Source organism: Nitrospirota bacterium (assembly GCA_016207905.1).
In the GTDB taxonomy this organism is placed as follows: domain Bacteria; phylum Nitrospirota; class Thermodesulfovibrionia; order Thermodesulfovibrionales; family JdFR-86; genus JACQZC01.
Window position 1 is genome coordinate 1 of record JACQZC010000082.1, and the last position, 21,490, is coordinate 21,490.

The 21,490-nt window shown below is 42.3% G+C and carries 24 protein-coding genes; 16 read left to right on the top strand and 8 right to left on the bottom strand.

What is annotated here, in order from left to right; all coding sequences use genetic code 11:
- Positions 1-192 precede the first annotated feature (192 nt).
- The gene (locus tag HY805_09725) at positions 193-1,395 is read left to right on the top strand and encodes a methionine adenosyltransferase (protein MBI4824488.1); all 1,203 of its coding nucleotides are present in this window, start codon (positions 193-195) and stop codon (positions 1,393-1,395) included.
- Between the two features lie 14 nt (positions 1,396-1,409).
- Here the strand turns inward: HY805_09725 and HY805_09730 are convergent, their stop codons facing one another.
- Positions 1,410-1,799: a hypothetical protein gene (locus HY805_09730; GenBank protein ID MBI4824489.1), complete on the bottom strand. Its 390-nt coding sequence runs from the start codon at positions 1,797-1,799 to the stop codon at positions 1,410-1,412.
- Between the two features lie 84 nt (positions 1,800-1,883).
- Here HY805_09730 and HY805_09735 point away from each other — a divergent pair, with 84 nt between their 5' ends.
- From HY805_09735 to HY805_09750, 4 genes are all read left to right on the top strand, one after another.
- Positions 1,884-2,297 carry a hypothetical protein gene (locus tag HY805_09735; protein ID MBI4824490.1) on the top strand — a complete coding sequence of 138 codons (414 nt, stop codon included), beginning with the start codon at positions 1,884-1,886 and terminating at the stop codon, positions 2,295-2,297.
- Between the two features lie 62 nt (positions 2,298-2,359).
- On the top strand, positions 2,360-2,797 hold the full coding sequence (gspG, locus tag HY805_09740) for a type II secretion system major pseudopilin GspG (GenBank protein MBI4824491.1): 438 nt from the start codon (positions 2,360-2,362) through the stop codon (positions 2,795-2,797).
- Positions 2,798-2,915: 118 nt separating this feature from the next.
- Positions 2,916-3,101, top strand: coding sequence for a hypothetical protein (locus tag HY805_09745; protein ID MBI4824492.1), 186 nt, complete (start codon positions 2,916-2,918; stop codon positions 3,099-3,101).
- Positions 3,102-3,108: 7 nt separating this feature from the next.
- Entirely contained in the window at positions 3,109-3,507 is a 399-nt protein-coding gene (locus tag HY805_09750; GenBank protein MBI4824493.1) for a putative toxin-antitoxin system toxin component, PIN family, read from the top strand.
- On the opposite strand, the gene HY805_09755 is transcribed toward HY805_09750, so the two are convergent.
- From HY805_09755 to HY805_09765, 3 genes are all read right to left on the bottom strand, one after another.
- A complete protein-coding gene (locus HY805_09755) occupies positions 3,496-4,392 on the bottom strand; it encodes a lysophospholipid acyltransferase family protein (GenBank protein ID MBI4824494.1) in 897 nt (298 codons plus the stop codon). The genes HY805_09750 and HY805_09755 overlap by 12 nt on opposite strands.
- The gene (locus tag HY805_09760; GenBank protein ID MBI4824495.1) at positions 4,389-6,821 is read right to left on the bottom strand and encodes an AAA family ATPase; all 2,433 of its coding nucleotides are present in this window, start codon (positions 6,819-6,821) and stop codon (positions 4,389-4,391) included. Before HY805_09760 ends, HY805_09755 begins: the two co-directional genes overlap by 4 nt.
- 68 nt (positions 6,822-6,889) lie before the next feature.
- The gene (locus HY805_09765; GenBank protein ID MBI4824496.1) at positions 6,890-7,159 is read right to left on the bottom strand and encodes a hypothetical protein; all 270 of its coding nucleotides are present in this window, start codon (positions 7,157-7,159) and stop codon (positions 6,890-6,892) included.
- Positions 7,160-7,359: 200 nt separating this feature from the next.
- On the opposite strand from HY805_09765, the gene HY805_09770 reads away from it, so the two are divergent.
- The 3 genes from HY805_09770 to HY805_09780 all read left to right on the top strand — a co-directional run bounded on the left by HY805_09770 (position 7,360) and on the right by HY805_09780 (position 8,617).
- The gene (locus tag HY805_09770; protein MBI4824497.1) at positions 7,360-7,647 is read left to right on the top strand and encodes a hypothetical protein; all 288 of its coding nucleotides are present in this window, start codon (positions 7,360-7,362) and stop codon (positions 7,645-7,647) included.
- The gene (locus HY805_09775; protein MBI4824498.1) at positions 7,644-7,853 is read left to right on the top strand and encodes a DUF2283 domain-containing protein; all 210 of its coding nucleotides are present in this window, start codon (positions 7,644-7,646) and stop codon (positions 7,851-7,853) included. The genes HY805_09770 and HY805_09775 overlap by 4 nt, the downstream gene beginning before the upstream one ends.
- An 80-nt stretch (positions 7,854-7,933) precedes the next feature.
- Positions 7,934-8,617 carry a hypothetical protein gene (locus HY805_09780; protein ID MBI4824499.1) on the top strand — a complete coding sequence of 228 codons (684 nt, stop codon included), beginning with the start codon at positions 7,934-7,936 and terminating at the stop codon, positions 8,615-8,617.
- Positions 8,618-8,705: 88 nt separating this feature from the next.
- On the opposite strand, the gene HY805_09785 is transcribed toward HY805_09780, so the two are convergent.
- The 4 genes from HY805_09785 to HY805_09800 form a co-directional block, all read right to left on the bottom strand.
- On the bottom strand, positions 8,706-8,963 hold the full coding sequence (locus tag HY805_09785; protein MBI4824500.1) for a hypothetical protein: 258 nt from the start codon (positions 8,961-8,963) through the stop codon (positions 8,706-8,708).
- Positions 8,960-9,232 (bottom strand): BrnT family toxin, encoded by a 273-nt coding sequence (locus tag HY805_09790; protein ID MBI4824501.1) that lies wholly within the window; start codon positions 9,230-9,232, stop codon positions 8,960-8,962. The genes HY805_09785 and HY805_09790 overlap by 4 nt, the downstream gene beginning before the upstream one ends.
- A gap of 365 nt (positions 9,233-9,597) precedes the next feature.
- Positions 9,598-10,479: a site-specific tyrosine recombinase XerD gene (gene xerD, locus HY805_09795; protein ID MBI4824502.1), complete on the bottom strand. Its 882-nt coding sequence runs from the start codon at positions 10,477-10,479 to the stop codon at positions 9,598-9,600.
- 56 nt (positions 10,480-10,535) lie between these two features.
- Entirely contained in the window at positions 10,536-12,452 is a 1,917-nt protein-coding gene (locus tag HY805_09800; protein MBI4824503.1) for an EAL domain-containing protein, read from the bottom strand.
- Positions 12,453-12,543: 91 nt separating this feature from the next.
- Between HY805_09800 and HY805_09805 the strand changes: the two genes are divergently transcribed.
- From HY805_09805 to topA, 8 genes are all read left to right on the top strand, one after another.
- Positions 12,544-12,885: an Mth938-like domain-containing protein gene (locus tag HY805_09805; protein MBI4824504.1), complete on the top strand. Its 342-nt coding sequence runs from the start codon at positions 12,544-12,546 to the stop codon at positions 12,883-12,885.
- Between the two features lie 60 nt (positions 12,886-12,945).
- A complete protein-coding gene (locus HY805_09810; protein MBI4824505.1) occupies positions 12,946-13,959 on the top strand; it encodes an SAM-dependent DNA methyltransferase in 1,014 nt (337 codons plus the stop codon).
- Positions 13,940-14,758 carry a restriction endonuclease subunit S gene (locus tag HY805_09815; GenBank protein MBI4824506.1) on the top strand — a complete coding sequence of 273 codons (819 nt, stop codon included), beginning with the start codon at positions 13,940-13,942 and terminating at the stop codon, positions 14,756-14,758. The genes HY805_09810 and HY805_09815 overlap by 20 nt, the downstream gene beginning before the upstream one ends.
- Positions 14,758-16,386 (top strand): N-6 DNA methylase, encoded by a 1,629-nt coding sequence (locus tag HY805_09820; protein ID MBI4824507.1) that lies wholly within the window; start codon positions 14,758-14,760, stop codon positions 16,384-16,386. The genes HY805_09815 and HY805_09820 overlap by 1 nt, the downstream gene beginning before the upstream one ends.
- A gap of 110 nt (positions 16,387-16,496) precedes the next feature.
- A complete protein-coding gene (locus HY805_09825) occupies positions 16,497-17,690 on the top strand; it encodes an argininosuccinate synthase (protein ID MBI4824508.1) in 1,194 nt (397 codons plus the stop codon).
- Positions 17,683-18,768, top strand: a complete 1,086-nt coding sequence (gene dprA / locus HY805_09830; protein ID MBI4824509.1) for a DNA-protecting protein DprA — start codon at positions 17,683-17,685, stop codon at positions 18,766-18,768. Before HY805_09825 ends, dprA begins: the two co-directional genes overlap by 8 nt.
- A 1-nt stretch (position 18,769) precedes the next feature.
- Complete coding sequence (locus tag HY805_09835; GenBank protein MBI4824510.1) at positions 18,770-18,943, top strand: hypothetical protein; 174 nt, start codon at positions 18,770-18,772, stop codon at positions 18,941-18,943.
- Positions 18,944-18,951: 8 nt separating this feature from the next.
- Complete coding sequence (gene topA, locus HY805_09840) at positions 18,952-21,192, top strand: type I DNA topoisomerase (GenBank protein ID MBI4824511.1); 2,241 nt, start codon at positions 18,952-18,954, stop codon at positions 21,190-21,192.
- The last annotated feature ends 298 nt before the right edge of the window (positions 21,193-21,490 follow it).

Genomic DNA, 21,490 nt, shown 5'->3' on the forward strand with positions numbered 1-21,490 from the left:
CTATAAACTAAAGCAAAAACATTAGACCCTGAATCGAGTTCAGGGTGACGGTTAGGGTTCAGGGTGACAGGATTGAAGGAGGTAGAATGAAAAGAGGACAAGGCACACATGAGGCAAAGAGATTTCTACTTTGGCTTGACACGAGTTTACTAAGATATTGCCATCAGTGCTTGTTCCTGATAATATCCAGTTATGATAGTGGTAGAGACCTTTAGAGGCAAATCCGTTAAAGAGCACAGGGTAGAGGTTGTAGAGAGAAAGGGCTTAGGCCATCCAGACTTTATGTGCGATTCCATCATGGAAGCTATCTCGGTGGCACTTTGCAGGGCATATAAAAAGCACATAGGCTTTATCCTTCATCATAACATCGACAAAGGGCTTTTAGCCGCAGGGAAAGCCAAAAAGACATTTGGAGGTGGAAGGGTCATTAAGCCAATGGAGCTTATTATCGGAGACAGGGCAACCTTTGTGGCACAAGGGAAAAAAATCCCGGTAAATGGCATTGCCATAGCAAGTTCAAAGGAATGGATTAAAGCAAATCTGCGGTTCGTTGACCCTGAAAAGCATGTAAGATATAGAACAGTCCTTTCAGCAGGCTCAGAGGAGCTAATAGACATATTCATGAGGCCCGGAGAGGTAAGGGGTGCAAATGACACATCTGCGGCTGTTGGCTATTACCCTCTTTCGCCAACCGAGGAGACTGTCTTAGACCTCGAAAGATACCTCAACTCAAGACAGTTCAAAGACAAATACCCAGAGACAGGCGAGGATGTAAAGGTCATGGGCTTAAGAACAGGACAGGACATTGACATCACGGTTGCAATGCCCCTCATATCGAGGTTCGTTAAATCGGAGAATGAATATTTCAGGAAAAAAGAGGTTATACATTCAGAGATGAATTGGTTTCTTAGGACATGCAAGGACTTCAAAAAAATCTCTGTTCATTTCAACACACTCGATGAAAAAGGAAGGGGGCTTGGTGGAATATACCTTAGCCTTCTTGGGACATCTGCCGAGGATGCGGACTCAGGACAGGTAGGAAGGGGAAACCGTGTAAATGGCTTAATCTCTGTGATGAGACCAATGGGCACAGAGGCGGCCGCAGGGAAAAACCCTGTAAGCCATGTGGGTAAGATTTACAATATCCTTGCCCATAAATCGGCAGAGGATATATATAAAAATGTAGAGGGCATAAAAGAGGTCTATGTATTCCTCTTAAGTAGAATCGGCATGCCCATAGACAAACCCCTTATGGCATCTGCACAGTTACTCTTAAAAGAAGGTGTAAGGCTCAAAGACATATCGAAAAAGGTTACCGAAATCCTCGAAAGAGAGCTTTCCAATATCAGCTCCCTTTGCGATGAGCTTTCAGAAGGCAGATACAGGGTCTGTTAGAGGGGGTTGCACCTTCATGCGTTTATGCCTTGCTTAATGACCTTCATCTTCTGGTTTATCTTGAGCCAGAGCCAGACACCTAAGCTAACAACTGTAAATGCAAGAATATGCTTCAGGATTAAGGCAGGGATCTGATTATGAATAACTGCATTTGACCACTCGAAACTCCTGAATGTAAGTGTTCTCGGTATTGCACCTATGAGTATCCAGTAAAGGGAAAACCTTGCCACCTTTGCCATGCCCTTATAGATGCTCATAAAATATCCTGCCACTACGCTTCCACTGCCTGCCTCATATCTTTTTATCATCAGCCAGACTGCCACACCACATGCTAAAAGCATGGCAGTCGAAACATCATGGAGATGGTTATTCACCATTATTATGACACCGACAGTAGGACTCATACCTAAGATATTATACCTCACCCTCTTCCGCAGGTGGGGAGAGAAAAGTTAAAGGTTTGGTAAAAATGTTAAAATAATAAAACTATGTCATCCCTTCTTGATATAGGAGTCATGCTCAACAACTACTCCCATGATATAGCCACGGCATTTCTAATCGTAGGTGCAGTCGCTATGTTAGTTCTCTCGAAGAGTTATCCCGACCTTGCCCATGCAGGCAAGGATATGGAGCTTTACTACATCGGCACCAATCGGAGCATAATGAGGCTTGTAAAATATTCCCTTATCTGGGTGCTTATCGCAGGTGTGCCAAGAACGATATTCTATGTGAGGTATGAATGGTCTAATATAGCAGGTGGTATTCAGGTCGCTGTAATAACTGCGAAACATATTGCTATGTTTTTGCTCGTAGGAGTGGGACTTTTCTATTGGCTCAAGATTAGAAAAACCCTTAGAAGCCTCGAATTAAAACATAATGTAAGGCAGGGAGAAGGTGGTTAAAACGATTCCGATGAGCGGAGGACTACTTTTTTCCATTGGACCAAAGTGTTATAATTAAGGATATGTTTAAGGTTAATTTTATAAAACCCTTAGGGGATAGGAAGGGCTTTACACTCGTAGAGCTTCTTATCGTAGTAACTATTATCATGTTGCTTGTGGGATTGGTCGGACAGAATGTCTTTAAGAGGCTCGGTAAAGGCAAGCAGGGTGCGGCAAAGGCACAGGTTGAGATATTTGGGGCAGGCTTAGACGATTTCAGGATGGACATGGACAGGTATCCCACCACACAGGAGGGATTAGAAGCCCTCATAACAAACCCCAGCTCTGAAAAATGGGATGGACCATATCTTAAAAAGCAGGTAATACCCAAAGACCCATGGGGAAGACCTTATGTATATCAGTCTCCGGGCACTCATGGAGAATACGACCTTTACTCCTACGGAAGGGACGGCTCAGTCGGCGGAGACAATGAGGACAAAGACATTATAAGCTGGCAATAGGACAGGACTCACTTGCTAAGTTTCCTTTTTTGCCCCATTGTGTTTATTGGTATAGAAAAAAAAGATATTCTGATATAGAATAAAAATAATAAACTAATCTTAAAAGAGGTGATTTTTAATGAGAGTTGCTTCAGTTAAAATCAATCCTGAGGATTATATTCTCTCAGTGCTTTCTCCCGAGGACAGACTTGATGCATCTTTTAAGGTGGCGGAAGAGGCGTTCAAGAAGACCCGATTAACTCTGAAAGATATTGATAATGCTGTTAAAGCTGTAAGGAAGAAGGCATACGGAAAAAAGAGGTAGAGTAGTCATTGACACAGGGGTTCTTGTCTCTGCCTTTGTCTTTGGCGGAGTTCCAGAAAAGGCTGTAAAGAAGGCATTTGCAGAGGCAGAAATATTTGTATCTCCTACCCTTCTGAAAGAATACCGCAGTGTTCCTCTGGTTCTTGAGTCTGAAGAAAAAATAGACCACATCCAGTTGAAGGTATTAATCTCAGGCATAGCTGCTTTTGTAGCAAGAGCAAATGTTATTCAGCCACAGAAAAGGCTATTTATTTGTAGAGATGCCAAAGATAATATGTTGCTTGAATGCTGTCTTGAGGCAGGAGCGAATTTCTTGGTCACTGGCGACAAAGACCTTCTTGATATGACAGACCTGCCATTTAAATTAAAGATATTGACACCACAGAGATTTACTTCAGAGGGATAGAAGGGAAGACACTGGGTATGCCCGCTTCCATCTCCTATGAATCCAGAGCCATTCAGTCGGATTTTCCTTTACATATCTTTCTACATAGCCAGTTAGTTTTTTAGTGTCCTCAATCTCATCTCCTGAAAGGGAGACCTCAGGGCTTATATTTATCACATGCCCCGTTTCGGTTCTCTTTATAAACACTGCAAGCACAGGAGAGTCTGTCTTTCGAGCTAAAAGAGCAGGGACCTTCAGTGTCCATGCAGGGCTTCCGAGAAACTCTATCAATACACCCTCGGAATGAACCACAGACTGGTCAATGAGGAGACCTATGGTTTTACCCTGTCTAAGGCTCTGAAGCATTTCTTTAAGTCCGCCTTTTTTATAAATAACCCGGTTTCCATATTTTGTCCTCGATGTCTCAACGAACCTGTTAAGGAAGGGGTTATTAATGGGTCTTGCAACAACGCCAATGCTATCTACTTTTAAGGACAATGAAATGGACATAAGCTCCCAGTTACCAGTATGGCCTGTTATAAAGATTACGCCTTTCCCCTTTGCCTTTGCATGGTCAAAATTTTCTTTTCCCTCGATGTGCACAGACCCGAAAATCTTATTGCCTCTGCCCCAATAGACCTTTAGGAGCTCAATGAATGATCTGCCAATGTTTTTGAAGAACTCTTTGATTATTTCCTCAGGGGGCTCTGCTACAGAGACGGCATTCCTTTCAATCGCAGTCCTTAGATTCTCGATAGCTATGAGCCTTCTTTTCCTCCACAGCAAATAGGCGATGGTGCCGAGTGCTCCTCCTGCCTTTTTAATGAGGCTATGAGGAATCAGGCTCAGGGGAAAAGAAATCGCAAAGAATACGAAAAACTCAAGGGCCCATAAAACCTTTTTCATTGCCCTTTATTTTCATTTTCCTTTTTCTTTTTCTCTTCATCTTCCTCCTTCTTTGCCTTCAGTGCCTCGGAGATTTCCTCGAGGCGTTTTGATACAAGGTAGTTAAATGTCCCCTCTGGATATGTGCCGTCGTCTTTGAGCTCGCCTGCAGGCATTCCTGTAAGGATTTCAAGCCCTTCCTCAACCCTGTCTATAGGGTATATCAAGAATTTGCCCTCTTTTACGGCATCAGTAACATCCCTTTTAATCATAAGGTTCTTTATGTTTCTCGATGGGATTATTACACCGTGTGAGCCATTAAGTCCCCTTAGTTGGCAGAGGTCAAAGAATCCCTCTACTTTTTCGTTTACGCCTCCGATTGGCTGGACATCTCCGTTTTGGTCCATAGAGCCTGTGATGGCTATATCCTGTCTGAGAGGCACCTGGGCTATACTACTTAGAAGGGCATAAAGCTCGGCACAGGTTGCACTGTCTCCCTCTACCATGTCATAGAGCTGTTCAAAGGTGATTGAGGCAGAAAGGCTTATTGGCTTCTTTATAGCATATTTACTTCCGAGGTAGTGTGTAAGTATAAGGATTGCCTTTTCGTGTATTCTTCCCGACATCTTTGTCTCTCGCTCTATGTTCACAACGCCTGCCTTGCCTGTATATGCCTTGGCTGTAATCCTTGAGGGCTTGCCAAAGCTATAATCCCCCATGGATAAGACTGCAAGACCATTGACCTGACCGACCATATCGCCTGAGGTCTTTACTATCAGGGTGTCTTCCATCGTCATCTCTCTAAGGTGCTCTTCTATCTTTGAGTTTCTATAGACCTTCTCGTTAAGTGCCTTCTCTACATGCTCTGCTCCTACGACATTGCTTCCTGCTTTTTGTGCCCAGTAATGGGACTCTATTATAATGTCTGCTATGTCGGTAAACCTCGTTGAAAGCTTAGCCTGATGCTCTGCAAGACGGGAGCCGAATTCAACGATTTTAGAAACCCCTGTTCTGTCGAATGGAAGAAGTTTCTCCTCATTGCACCTCGATGCAATGAACTCTGCATATTTTTTAACACTACTCGTTGTTCTTGGCATACGGCTGTCGAAATCGGACTTTACCTTAAAGAGTTCCTTATATTCCTCATCGAGATTATAGAGGAGGTAGTAGAGGAAGGGGTTTCCGACAAGTATGACCTTTATATCGAGCGGTATTGCCTCTGGCTTTAAGGTGGTTGTCGATATGAGCCTGTATTGCTCCCAGACATCTTCTATCCTAACTTCTTTATTTCTGATTGAGCGCTTAAGGGCATCGTATGCAAAGATACTTCTTAAGAGGTCAAGGGCGTCTATGACGAGGTAGCCTCCGTTTGCCCTGTGAAGAGAGCCTGCCTTTATCATGGAGAAATCCGTCACTGCAATGCCATACTGAATCTTATGCTCTACCCTTCCAAAGAGGTTGTAATAAGTGGGGTTAGCCTCAAAGACACATGGGGCACCCTTTGTCTCCTTATTGTTGACAAGGACATTGATTGCATATCTCGTAAATGTAGGCTCTGCCTTTGGCATCTTCATAAAGGGCAGGGGAGGTGTCTGCTCCTCGGCTCCCTTAAAGTCCTCTAAGTGGGCAAGGATATCCTCTCTAACTACCTCGAGATAGGTTACTATTATTTCGTAAGCCCTGTATTTGTTTTTAAGTTCCTCTATGAGATGCCCAACTGCCGAAAGCGCAGCATCCCTTTCAAGTCTTTCCAAGAGTTCCTTGACTAATTTCTCGCCCTCTCTTACGGCCCTGACAACATCGTCTAATTTTTCCTGAAGAGCCCTGCCGACCTCCTCTATCTTTTTTCTGCTTTTTTCCTCTAATGCCTCGAACTCCTCCTCGCTAAGAGGCTCGCCTGTTTTCTTTACAGGCACTATCAAAAGCCCGCTTACAGTTTTTCTTATGGAGAAGCCCTTTGCCTGTGCCTCGTCATCTAAAGAGCCAAAAAGCTCTTTTTGTTTTTTCTGAAACTCCTCCATTATCCTGCTTTTCTGTTTTTCGTATTCCTTTGATTCAAAGACCTTAGGTATCTCTACCTTCAGTATCTTTATAAGCTCTTCCATGTCTTTTTGAAATAGGATTGCCTGCCCAGCCTTCATGGATATAGCCTGAGGGACATCCGGGTCTTTGAAATTATAGACATAGCACCAGTCAGAAGGCACAGGCTCTTTTTCGGCAAGTTTTTTAAGAAACGACTTGATTGTGGTCATCTTTCCGGTGCCGCTTTCGCCAAGTATGAATATATTAAATCCTGTAGACTCAAGGCTTAACCCGAAATCAAGGGCATTCATTGCCCTTTCCTGGCCTATTGTGCCGTCAAGTACCTTGATTTCCGAAGTTGTATTGAAATCAAAAAGTTTAAAGTCACAGCATTTGTAAAGCTCGTCTGCCTTAAGCGTTCTTGGCATAAAAAAAATACCTCCGTGTATGAAATCTATAAAATAGTATTATAAATCAGGGGAAAATGCAAGCCCGACTACCTTTTTATCCCGTAGTCGGTTTCAAGTATTTCTAAGGCAACCTGCCTCATCCTTTCAGGGTCTATCTTTGCAGTTGGGATTTTCTCCTTCACCCGCTCCTTCCATCTCCCCTCTACTGCCCATCTTAAGAGTGTCTGTGCTGACATCTTAATGTCATGGCTATCCTCGAGCCTTTTAAGTATTGCTTTAATGTTTTTTCCTCCAAACTCAAGATATGTCCTCTGAGCTATTTTCCTTGCCTCATGTGTGCCTTGTCCTCTTTTCATTCTGCCTCCTTTTTGTCTTTGCTTTAATTTAATAGGGGGAGGGGGGGTGTCCTAACCCATTGATTTTTAATGATTCCTGCTTTAATTTTGCTTTAATATTAAAGCAAATCAGAATCCTTACTTCCCCTTTTTTCATACTCGCACCTCCCATAAACTATAGTTAGATAATAACACTAAAAAACCCATTTGTCAAGTAAAAAATGAACTATTGTTTTAAATTCCCCTCTCCCCTTGCGGGAGAGGGCGAGGGTGGGGCAGAAGAACGAGGCACTGATGAAAATGAAATCAGAGATGTAATCCTTACAGGCTTTTCCATTCCTGCAAAATATGGACGGGCAGGAAAGGCTAAGGTTTATGAGTTTAAGAAGAATCGGCTTAATAAATATTATGAACAAAAGAGAGTTGAAGTATTTTATACTATTGAAGGGGATGCAATTATAAGCGTGACTGTATATGTATTTTATGGAAAATGGGAGGATGTGAAATGAACATTGTGTATAATGACAAAACAGACCTTCTCTATATCAGGCTTGATGACAGAAAGCAGGATGTTATAAATCGGCGGGTCTCCGAAGATATTGTTTTGGATATTGGTGAAAACGATAGAATTGTTGGAATTGAAATCCTTGATGCATCCAAACACATAACACTTGATAAACTCCTTCCCATCAGATATGAAGTTTCAAAGGCATAAAGAGGGGGTGGGTAAGATAGGGGCAATGGAGTCCTTCCTGCTTCAACAAAAGGAGAGGATAAAATCCTCTGGAGATAGACATGTGCCAAATACCTTCAGATCTTAGAGAACTGGTGGATAACACAACAATAGTAAAACTTGAGGATAGTAATAATAAAGTGCTAATAGGGGACCCTAATTATTGTGATAGTAGATTTCAGTCAGATCATCAACGGGATCAGATTAATTTAAATGATTTAGAACCCTTTTGGAATAAAAAATTTCAAACATTTCAAAATAATTGGAAACCACAAAGACAGAATTATATATTTTTCTACAACACATTTAAGCTCTTTTATTATAGTTTCTATCAGCTAAGAGTTACTAAAGTGGCATCAATCAATGTTGATAGAAACTGTTCTGGCTATCGCCAAAAGATAGTTTTGTATAGTGAATTGGCGGGAACGGGGTTATGTGGTATTTATCAATACGGGAAAAAATGTATCGACATAATAAGTAAACTGAGGATTAGTATTAACAAACCCGATGAAAAATTTTTTAAAAAATTCTCTGGGACCAGAAATAAAATTATTGAACACAACTTTAATCTTAACAATTATAGTTTTCAAATAGATCCAGATTTTTGGAGTCTGTTGTCAACGGATTCATGGTTAACAGTTCTAATCCACACCTCTAAAGAGGCAGCATACAGAGCGCAAATAGATTACTATGAAGATTACTATAAATTGGAAAAGTTTATCTCAGAAATTATAAGACTATTTTGATAAGCTATGGGGGTAATTTTATCAGGGACACAGGTACTATCTCCCCCTCAAAGCCTATTCAGGACAACTAAGGCAAAAGGAATTTGCATCAGGCAGCCTTAGCTTTATTCATGTTCTCAAGAACCCACATCCTTACAAGCTCAAGATAACCTATCCCTTTAGTATCGGCTATTTTCTTCAGGCTCTTGATTGTCTTTTCATCAAGCCTGAGCGAAACGAGCTTCTTTTTGGGCCGTTTAAATTTTACTTTTACCTCTTTTGTTCCTGATAGATAGTCAGCACTGTCATGTGTTGCCCAAAAATCAGCCTCCTCTTTCTCTGATTTAAACTTAGGTATTTTTTTCATTTTTCCAATCTCCTTTTATATAGAGACTTTTCCCTTTCAGTCATGTCCCTTGCTGTTATTGTCCTGAAAACACCCTTGCCTTTATTTATTCCAACAACCAAAAGGTATCTGCCGCTGTCAGTAATCCCATATACAAGATACCGCTCATCAGCAGTTTTCCTGACATATGGATTATTTACACAGGCCTCCTCAACTTCATCATAACCAACACCATGCCTAAATACATGCTCAATGTTTCCTCTGTCCCATTCAAATGCCTTAAATAACAAAATAGCCTCGCTATCTATCAGATGTCTATAAGATAGCTCTAATAAAATGATTTGTCAAGGGAAAAAAAGGAAGAGCTTTATCACAAGGCATCATAAATTTATATTATAGTTAGCTTGCCTCTGAAAAATCCTCCTTTCAAGCCCCTCAATACCCCTCTTTCTTCAATTTCACTTCTGCTCAGGAGGCACCGAAGGGAGCATAAAGAAAAGTAACCGCTAACTCTTTAAACCTTCTCAAAAGGCATCATAAATTTAAACTTCCTCTTTGACCCCCTTCTTTGCAAGGTCTTTTTTAATGGCATCAGTGAGGGTAACAAAGATTTCCTTTTTGAATTCAAAAGGGACTAGAGAGATTTTTATTCCCTTCATGCCCTCGGATGATGAAGGGCATAAACCCTTTTTGCCCTGTCCATCGAGACCTTTGTGTATATCTGTGTTGAAGATATATCGGAATGCCCAAGCATCTTCTGAAGAGACCTCAAATCAGCACCACCTTCGAGCATGTGAGTTGCAAAGGAATGCCTCAGGGTATGAGGAGAAAGATTAAGCCCTGCTTTTTTCCCATATCCCTTTAGAGCCTGAAAAAACCTCTGCCTTGTCATATGCTTGCCTCTTTGCGTAAGGAAAAGATACTCCGAAAGGCTTTTCCTAAGAAGCAGAGACCTTGCGGTTTTCATATATAGCTTAACCATATCGAGTGCCCTCTGGCTGACAGGCACAACCCTTTCTTTTGAGCCCTTCCCTATGACCCTGATAAAGCCAGCCTCGAAATTTATATCATAAGTCCTGAGCCTGATAAGCTCGCTGACCCTAAGTCCGCTTGAATACAAAAGCTCAATCATTGCAGAATCCCTAAGCGTTAAGGAGCCCTTTGAAGCGGGGTGTTTTAACCCCTCAAGTAGTTCCTTTATCTCATCGAGGCTAAGTGCCTTTGGAAGGGTCTGCCACTTCTTTGGAGATTGAAGGTTTTCGGTTGGGTCTTCGTCTATGATGCCCTCGATGAGTAGATATTTAGAGAGCTCTCTCAGGCAAGACATTACCCTGCATATAGAGGATATAGAAAGCCCTTCTATCCTCATAGAATCTAAAAACCCCATTATGTCCTGTCTTGAAAACGGAATCCCCCTGCCTGTCCTTTTAAGAAACCCCTGAAACCTCCTTAGATCCTGAGAATAAGACTTAACCGTGTTTTCCGAAAGCCCTTTCTCTACAGTAAGATATACAAGAAAATCCTTAACCATCTCCATGCGATATTATACTCATGAAAAGTGGTTTCTACAATAAAAGAAATACCTGGTGCCTGCTATCTTAGCGAAAGCTTCTCGATGTGGCTTGCAGGGCTGTAGTAGAATCCCTGTCCGTAGTCTATGTCAAGCTCTATGAGCCTTTTTACGGTCTCGGCGTCCTCCACGAACTCAGCCACGGTCTTAATGCCAAGACTCTTTGCCATGCTGGCTATCGACCTTACGACCTTGTATGTCTCCTCTGAGTAAAGGATTCTTTTTGTAAGCGAGCCGTCTATCTTAAGGTGCGAGATGACCTCTGCTTCGGCAAGGTCAGCAACAGTCTTAAGCGATGAGTACCCTGTGCCAAAGTCATCAACCACGAATCCTATCCCGTAGTTCGATTTCAGGTATTTTGCAAGCTCTGTGTAGTCAAGTAGTGCTTGCTCGGTTATCTCGAAATAAGGGCTTATGTCTTTGTCCTTGAGAAGGCGTATAGCCTTTTCAACTGACTCCCTGTAAGCAGGGATTTTAAATGACAAAGGACTTACATTTATGAAGACCTTGTTCGTTATATCTTTGAGCCTACTGGCATATGAAACGACCTTTTCAAGAACCCTCATGTCAAGCTCTGTAATAAGGTTTCTTTCATAGATGGCATCTATGAAGAGATTTGCCTGCACATAGCCTTTGTCCTCTCTGAGCCTTACGAGTGCCTCGAGGTCATAGAGTTTTCCTGTCCTTAATCCACATGCAGGCTGAAAGAAAACATCGAGCCTGTCTTCCTCGAAGAGTAGCTCTATATACTTATGTTTTTTCGCCTCGGCATTAATCGCCTCTGTGGCATCCTCGGCATCGACAATCCTCTTCCATGTGACTGGGTTCAGATGCTCAAGGATTGTCGTGTTACCTCTGCATAGCTCTTTGAGGTTAATCGCAGTAAGCTTGAGGCTTTCAGGAAGAGACTTCTTTATATTCTCTATAGTTCCCTTGTCTTGTTCTTTCTCTCTTAGTAATCCCACTGCCCCGTTGTGCACAGGTATGACTACATGCTCACATCCCTCCAGTTTGCTCTCCATCGCCTCTACTACATCTGTCTGTTGGGATTCTCCGAATCCCTTGTCATAAATGCCTGTGAGTTCGGAAGGGTTCTTCACCTTAGCATATAAGAGAAAGTCTTTTTCTATCTCGACTCCTTTTCTCAGAAATTCAAAAAATACCTTTTCCCTATTTGTGGCAGACAAGTTATATACTTGGGCAAGCTCTTTATGGAAAAATGACGAGGCATGCATCAGGGATTTGAGCTCCCAATATGCCTGAAGGCAAAGACCCTTCAATACATAATACGAGACCGACTGGCAGAGGGAGTGAAGCTTTTTGTGAAGGCTCTCGATGCGATTGTGGGTTTCTGTTTCAGGAAGGAGCATTTTTGCCTCGATACCCGTAAGCCAGCTGTCAATGGGGCAGTGGTTTATGCCTGTTTCCTTGAGGGGCAGGGTGTCTTTATGAGTTAGAGCACTTAGTCCCCTGCTTATATGCTCGTTATGAATCTCGATGGGCTTAAAGTCTTTTATGATGTCTGTTTTGATAAGGTCTACAAGCTCCCTTACAAGTCCGTTAAGATACCCCTCGGAGGAATACTGTCTTGCCTTCTCGTAGTAGTCGTTTACCTCTCTATAGAACTCGATAAGTCTTTTTTCTCTCATGAGGATAGAGAAAAACTCGTCCCTGAGGAAATTGAATGCCTCTATGTAATCCACAAGGGAAACCCCCATTGCGACATGCATCTCGGCAAGCCAGATGTATCTTTTTCGCATTGCCTCGTTGCTTTCTCCGAGTGAGTCCTCTATATTTTTTCTCTGCTTCTTAACAACGCCTCTTATCTGTCCTTTGGATTTGAAAAAGCCTGACAGATGCTCTCTTTTAAGAAGGCGGTTGAAGAAGTTTTTGAAGACTTCGTCATAAAAAGGGCTAAGTTCAGTAAGCTTAAGATGCATGTCTACCTCCACCAGTCATTTACTAAATCATACACCTTGAAGTTGTATTGTCAAGGGTTTCTTTTTAATGTAAGATTACATCGGAGGGCTTATGAAAATCACGCATTACTCATTTGGAAAGATTACAATCGGTGGAAAGACCTATACATCGGATGTCATAATATACCCGGAAAGGGTTGACCCATCATGGTGGCGTAAGGAAGGTCATTACCTTCAGCCAGAAGACCTCGAGGATGTCATAGATGCAAAACCCGATATACTCATCATCGGAACAGGTTATTCGGGTGTGATGCAGGTTCCGGAGAAAACCATAAGATACTTAAAGGCAAAAGGCATCGAGGTGTATGCCGAAAGAACCGAAAAGGCAGTGGAGATGTTCGATAAAAAAGGAGAGGGCAAAAAAGTGATAGCCGCACTTCATCTAACCTGTTAGTTCCCCTTTTACATTTCTTTTTGTTTTATGATATGTTGTTATATCTTGTAGGAGAAAAGAGTGATAGCCGAACTAAAAGAGAAAAAAAGGAAACAGGATTTAGGCATATTCTATACACGGCCTGAAATCGTGGATTTTATGTATGACATCCTGCTTGTCTATAAAGAAAAAGAAGACAAAGAAATGGGGCGGTGGAACACACATAAGCCTCCCCATCATCCTTCTGTGATAGACCCGGCCTGCGGTGAAGGAATATTCTTAAAAAAGGCAATTGAAAGGGGCTTTACAAAGCCCGATTGGGTTTTTGGAATGGATATAGATGAAGAGGTAGTCAATAAATGGTCTTCTATTAGCCTGCTTTCGGCATTCGGTGGCGATGAAGAGAAACTTCATTCTCATTTCTTTCACCAAAACGGGCTTTTGCCTATCAAATGGGAACAACACAAAGACAAATACTATGGCAGATTAAAGAAAGAAGATATTAAAAACGAGAAGTTCAATCTTGTTATAGGAAATCCACCCTATGGGGGTATTGGGATTGACCTTTTAAGGCATCATGCCTCTACAGTTAAGCTTTTGGGTTCATTACGGACATTCAACATCTTTAACTATAAAAGAAACAATGGGAAGGGAAATGACAGAGAGCTAAAAAGCGATTTATTTTCCAGCATGATTGCTGAAACTAAGGTACCATACTCAGGCATTAGCGCTAAGGAAGCCCAATCAATACCTATTGAGGTTTTATTTGTTGAAAGATTTATTCAGTTATGCAAGGAAGGTGGATGGATTGCCGTAATAATTCCTGATGGAATACTTGCCAATTCCAATATGCACTATGTAAGGGCTTTTATATCCGAAAATGCAAAAGTTGAGGCTATTGTGTCGCTTCCGAGGGATGCATTCAAGCATATGGGGACTACTGCAAAAACGAGTATCCTTTTTCTAAAGAAGCAGGGGATGGAAAATATGAACTATCCTGTGTTTATGGCGTCTTTAAACAAGATGGAAGAGAAGGGGCTTAAAGAAATCTCAGAGCAATATAAGGAGTTTTATTATGAGGGAAAGCTTGAATAAAGAACGTACCGTCTATGAAAATGATTTCATCTCGGTGAGGGTGGATAAGACAATGTATGATTTGTTTGCCGAGAAACCTTTAAGCAGATGGGATGCTGGATATTGGGAACCAAAATATGACTTTGTATTAGCCTGCATAAGCAGTGCATATGACATTATTTCTTTAAATGAGATATTAGACACTCCCATTATTGCGCCAGACCATGTAAGAGCAAGTAAAGGAGAACATATAGGTAGAAAATATTCATGTGAATATCGAACCCTGAAAGATTTGCTGTTTACAGGATTAAACCATGTTGATATAAACTACTGCTCTGATAATGCATACCAACGATTAAAAAGGTCTCAAATGAAAATTGGAGATATACTATTTGCAGGTTCGGGTGTCGGAGCTATCGGCCGTGTTGGATTTATCGATAAAGTATCTAAAAAATCATGTGTTGGAGATTTATTCATTATTAGAGATCCAAAAATAAATAACTATTATTTATATATTTATCTGCTTACGGTTTTTGGTCAAGCTCAAATAGAAAAAATATATCATGGTATCCAGTCAGCAAAAATAAGCACACCTGAAATTGGTGAAATAAAAATTCCCTTAATTCCCGATACTGTCCAATCCCGCATTGAATCCGAATACAGGAAGATGTCTGTCTATCATGACAAGGCAATGGAGGCTAAGGCAGAGGGGGACATGGCAGGCAGACAGAAGAATATTGAAAGGGCGGAGGCCATGCTGAAAGACCTGATTGCAAAGACCGAGGCAGTCATCAGGGGTAAAAGAGAGGATGTTATTTAATGCCTGAACGCTCTGAGTCCGACTATATCCTCAATGATATAGTTCCACTCCTCACAAGATTCGGCTACCCAAACGCCGGAGACCATGAAAGAATAAAGGTAGATACAATCCCCACTTTTGGTGCGACCGGCAAAAAAAGCGGTTCTATGGATATTGTCTATTATCATGAGGGGGAGCCTCTTTTGCTCGTAGAGGCCAAAAGAAAATATAAAGCACACGATGCTGCATTAAAACAAGCTGAATATTATATAAGGAATTTTCCTTCCGATAAAAAAGAATATGCAAAGTCCGGCATCCCTCCTCGCTATATCGCCACTACGGTAGGAAAAGAAATAAAGTTTTACTACTACAAAACTGACATAAAAAACGGTATAGCGATAAGGCAGATTTCAGAGCCTATAGAGATTCTGCGATTTGATGAACTCCTCGAAAAATACGGCCTCGTAAAGGGCTATAAACCCAAAACCCTCGATGCGGAATCGTTCAGAAAAGATTTCCTGAATTACCTTCTTGATGTTTATACCCCGGAAGACCGCATGATAACGAAAGATGTTATAGAGAAAATCTCCTTGCATATCTTAAGCTACCTGCAAAGTCAAAAGACCTATACGCTAAATCCCCCATACTCCGACCTTGCTGGAAAGCTCTTTAAGCAGGAGCTGGCGCAAGACCTCCATAGAAGATTTGATTTATTAGGCTCTCTTAGCCCTGAAGTTGCCAAAGAGTATAGAAGTTTCATACTGAGGGCTTTTCAAGGCACAAAATTAAACCAGTATTTAACAGAGCAATGTGTTATAGAATTCATGTTCGACCTCATAGGAGAAATAAATCCGGATTGGAAGGTTCTTGATTTCGAGTGCGGAAGCGGAGGGTTTCTTGCGATTGCGGCAGAGCGTGGAGTGCCCGCGGAAAACATGCTCGGCATAGACATAGACGAGCTTCCCTGCATCATTGCAAAAACATATCTTGCCCTTCATTTCGGCAAGACCGGAAGGGAAATAGGCAGGATACCTATAAAAGAAGGTAATGGTTTGCTCAGGCATGGCAATGATTGGGATTTGGTCGTGGGAAATCCCGCTGGAAGTTCTCTTTATGGAAAAAACGACATAGAAACTGTTCTGAAAAACCTCGAAAGAGACCTCAATATAGACGGCAAAGACGACATCTTCTCGGAATACAATTTCTCCATTCAGCAGGCTGTAAGGTCTTGCAGGGTCGGTGGCAGGATATGCCTCGTTCTGCCAGAAGGATTTTTCTCGAATTCACAGGATGAATTCCTTAGAAGATATGTAGCCAAGCACTGTAGAGTTCTTGCGATTGTAAGCCTTCCAAGAGGTGTCTTCAAAAAAGGCAAAACTACAAAGTCCATGGAGACAAAAGGTCAAGTAGCCACAATGAAGATGTCCATTCTCTATGCGGAAAAGCTCAAACTGGTGATAGATGGTGCCGGGATAGATGCCGCTAAAGAAGGTTTCGAATATCCCGTATTTATGACAAACATAACGAGTCCAGAATCGACTGCTGGTGAGGTCTGTAAATGGCTCAAATCGAGGCTTAATATGGTTTTAAACGAATGGGAAAGTTGGAAGTGGCAACATCAGTTAGTTAAATTAGGTAATGATAGGTAGTATGCGGTTTTATAAGCTGAGAATATACAGTATAGAGTTGTTGCTTACCCATGCGGAGAATTCTGTCTGGAGAAAGAGATTATTAAAAATAACAGTGCTGGAGGCAATCTATGAAAATAGTTCTTGCATACTCAGGAGGGCTTGATACATCAGTTGCCATAAGATGGCTCAAAGACGAATACAAGGCAAAGGTAGTAGCATTCTGCGGAGACCTCGGTCAAGGTGAGGATATGGGTGCAATTAAAAAGAAGGCACTTAAGGCAGGTGCATCGAAGGTCTATGTAGAAGACATGAGAGAGGAGTTCGTAAGGGACTACATATTCCCGATGCTCAGGGCAAATGCGGTTTATGAGGGAGGATACCTTCTTGGCACATCCATAGCAAGACCCCTAATAGCCAGAAAGCAAATAGAGATAGCAGAAAGAGAAAAAGCAGATGCAGTCTCACACGGGGCAACAGGGAAAGGCAATGACCAGGTGAGGTTTGAGCTTACATACTATAGCCTCAAGCCTGATATAAAGGTCATAGCTCCATGGAGACTCTGGCAATTTAAATCAAGGACAGACCTCATAGATTATGCAAGAAAACATAACATACCTGTTTCTGCAACAAAAGAAAAACCATATAGCACAGACAGAAATATATTCCATATAAGCTACGAAGGAGGCATCCTCGAGGACCCATGGAAAGAGCCGCCTTCTGATATGTATACCATGACAGTGCCTCCTGAAAATGCCCCTGATAAGCCTGAATATATAGAGATTGGATATGAAAAAGGAGACCCAATCTCATTAAACGGGAAAAGGCTTAAACCTTCAAAACTGCTTGGGACCCTTAACTCTATAGCAGGCAGAAACGCAATAGGCAGAGCAGATATCGTCGAAAACAGATATGTGGGCATGAAATCGAGAGGTGTTTATGAGACACCCGGTGGCACAGTGCTTCATACTGCCCATAAAGCAATAGAGTCAATCACATTGGACAGAGAGGTCATGCACCTAAGGGACAGCCTTATACCGCAATACTCTCTACTTATATATTATGGATACTGGTTTTCGCCTGAAAGGCAATTGCTACAGACCCTTATAGATAAATCCGAGGAAAATGTTACAGGCACAGCGAGGCTCAAGCTCTACAAGGGCAATTGCACGGTAGTTGGAAGGAAATCCTCCCTTAGCCTTTATCACCCTCAGCTTGCAACATTCGAGGAAGAAAGGATATATGACCAAAAGGATGCAGAGGGCTTCATAAAGCTCAATGCACTTAGACTGAAAATAAATAGACTCCTCAAAAGATATGAATGACGATATATGCCTCATAGCCCTTAACTCAATCCCTGAAATTGGGCCTTCGACCATAAGGAAACTCATCTCGCACTTTGGAAGCCCCACATCTATATTTTCGGCAAGCCTAAGGGAGCTCAAGGGTGTAGATGGGGTTGGAAAGAAAAAAGCAGAGGCTATAAAAAACTTCCATGACATAAAATCGGTCGAAGATGAGGTTGAAAGGCTAAATGTAATGGGCATAAGAACTGTTATGTTTTATTCCGAAGATTACCCCGAGATGCTCAAAGGCATTCATGATGCACCCATTGTCTTATACATAAAAGGAGAGATTAAAAAAGAAGACAGGTATGCAATAGCAATAGTTGGCTCAAGAAAGTCCACTGACTATGGGGTCTCTGTAACCATGTCAATAGCCACAGAGCTTGCAGGCATGGGTTTTACGATAGTAAGCGGACTTGCAAGAGGCATAGACACATCTGCCCATACAGGTGCTGTCAGATGCGGTGGAAGGAGCATTGCAGTTTTGGGCTCTGGAATCGATGTGCCTTATCCGCCTGAAAATAAAGGGCTTATGGAGAGAATCTCGCAATCAGGCTTTGTGATGAGCGAGTTTCCTCTTGGCACAGGACCAAACAGGGAAAACTTCCCAAGAAGAAACAGGCTTATAAGCGGACTTTCCATGGGTGTGCTCGTTGTCGAGGCAGGCACCGATAGCGGAGCCCTCATAACCGCAAACCATGCATTAGAGCAGGGAAGAGAGGTCTTCTCCATCCCAGGCAATATAAATTCCCCTACATCCTCTGGAACCAACGAGCTCATCAAGGCAGGTGCAAAGGTAGTCGTATCTGCCAGAGATATATTAGAGGAGCTTGCACCAGTCCTCAAGGGGTTTATAAAATTTAAGGAAAAGGTTAAAATAACTCTTTCAGGGGAAGAGGAAACCCTCTCAAAGATACTGTCAGGAGTGCCAACCCATGTGGATGACATCTCAAGACAAAGCAGAATGCCTGCTTCAAAGATACTGTCGGTCCTCCTAAGCTTAGAGCTTAAGGGAGTCGTAAGACAGACAGAGGGAAGTAAGTTTTATTTGGCATAAAATGGGTAGAAGATATATAGAAGAAACAGCCGATATAGCAGATTACATGGACGAAGAAGAATTGGATGCCATTAGGGCTGTATTTGCCTATATACTGATAAAAAATACAGATATGGACAAAGAGATGGTCTATTCATTAGTGTTTGAAAATGGAGGCAGGATTACATGGCACTGAAGGGGGAGATGAGTTCTCTGGTTATAGTTGAATCGCCTGCAAAGGTAAAGACAATACATAAGATACTGGGCAAGGAATTTCTGGTCATGGCATCAGTGGGACATATAAAGGACCTTCCTAAAAAAGAAATGGGAATCGATATAGAAAAGGACTTTGAGCCCGTGTATGTCGTAATTCCGGGAAAGGAAAAAATCATAAAGGAGCTTAAGGAGGCTTCTAAAACCGCAAAGCATATCTACCTTGCACCCGACCCTGACAGAGAGGGCGAGGCAATCGCCTATCACATAGCAGTAGAGATAGCAGGCGGAAAAGAGCTTAACGGCAGGATATTCAGGGTCGCATTTAACGAGATAACCGACAGGGCAGTCAAAGAGGCTATAAAACAGCCTGGCAAAATAGACATGAAAAAGGTTGATGCACAGCAGGCAAGACGCATACTTGATAGACTCGTTGGCTACAAACTAAGCCCCCTTTTATGGAAAAAAGTCAGTGGAAGACTAAGTGCAGGAAGGGTGCAGTCCGTTGCTGTAAGGATTGTTGTTGAAAGAGAACGTGAGATAGAGTCCTTTGAGACGGAAGAATATTGGTCCATAGTAGCGACCCTTGAAGGCTCAAAGACTCCGCAATTTCAGGCAGAGCTTTATAAGATTGCCGATGCTTTAATAATAAACCGTGATGCTGAAAAAGGACAGCAGTTCCTCGTCAGGGGCAGTGCCTCTGCTGATGCCACCCTCGATAGCTTAAAACAAGGGGAATTTATCCTTACGGATATCGAGAAAAAGATACGCAGGAGGATGCCCTATCCTCCATTCATAACGAGCACCCTTCAGCAGGAGGCATCGAGAAAACTCGGGTTTTCTGCAAAAAAGACAATGCTCGTTTCGCAACAACTCTACGAAGGCATAGAGCTTGGCAAGGAAGGCTCGCATGGTCTTATAACATATATGAGAACAGACTCGGTGAGGGTGGCAAAAGAGGCTGAGGTATGGGCAAGGGCATTCATAGAAAAAACCTTTGGAAAAGACTATGTCCCTGAAACTCCTCCTGAGTATAAGGTCAAGGGCAAGGCACAGGAGGCACATGAAGCCATAAGACCTACATCCGAAAGACCGCCAGATAGCATCAAGCCCTTTCTTTCAAAAGACCAGTACAGTCTTTATAGCCTTATATGGCAGAGGTTTATCTCAAGCCAGATGAGCCCTGCTGTCTTTGAGCAGACAACCTTTACAATCGTTTCCAACTCTGCGGTCTTCAGGGCAACGGGCTCTGTTATAAAGTTCAAGGGGTTTATGGCTATGTCAGCGGAAGGTGTGGAGGATAGAATACTACCTCAGCTTAAGAAGGGAGAGGAGCTAAGGCTCATTGACATAACCCCCCTTCAGCATTTCACTGAGCCGCCGCCACGATACACAGAAGCAACATTAGTCAAAGCTCTCGAGGAAAAAGGCATTGGCAGACCAAGCACATATGCAACCATACTTTCTACAATCGTTGACAGAAAATATGCCGATAAACAAGACGGCAGGTTCGTCCCAACAGAGCTTGGAGTTATAGTCAACGATTTTCTGGTAGAACAATTCCCTGAACTCATAGACATCCGCTTTACTGCAAAGATGGAAGAAGAGCTTGACCGAATAGAAAGCGGAGGACTCAAATGGGTAAAGGTCATAAAGGACTTCTACAAGCCCTTTAGCAAGGACCTCGACGAAGCCACAAAAACAGCAAAGGTAAAGCCAAAGGACATACCAACCGATGAGCTCTGTCAGATGTGTGGTATGCCAATGGTCATAAAATGGGGAAGGCATGGAAGGTTTATGGCATGCACTGGTTATCCAGCCTGTAAAAATACAAAGCCGATTGAGGCTGAAAAAGCATCTATCCTCTTGACAGAAGAGGTCTGCGAAAAATGTGGTGCAGGGATGGTTGTAAAAACGGGCAGATTCGGGAAATTCTTAGCATGCTCAAGGTATCCTGAATGTAAGAGCACAAAACCCATGTCAACAGGGGTTAAATGCCCCCTCGATAATGGAGACATAGTTGAAAGGCGATCAAAAAAAGGGAAGCCCTTCTTTAGTTGTAGCAATTACCCTCAGTGTAAGTTTGCCACATGGTACAAGCCCGTTTCTCTGAAATGCCCACAGTGTAGCAGAGAATTCCTTCTTGAGAAAAAAGACAAGTCAGGCAGGCTCATACACTTCTGTTATGACAAGAAATGCGGATATTCCATGGAAGTAACGCAAGCAGGCTAAACTCTTCCCTGAAATAGAGATAGATTCAGAAAGCTATTTATAAAACTTATCAATGCATAAACAAAATAAAGGTTGAAAATCGCAGGGGGATATGCTTAAATGTTTGCAACTATTCGGTGGATAACTAATCAAAGTCTAAAGGAGGGTAAGATGTTACAGAGGGTAATGGGAAAAAGTATTGGAGTATTAACCTATGCAGTTTTCCTGCTATTTTTGTTTGCTTCTTCAGCCTTTTCTGCCAATGAATGTCTTATTGATTTGGGCGAATCTACTATAGCTGCAGGATTTGGGCACACAG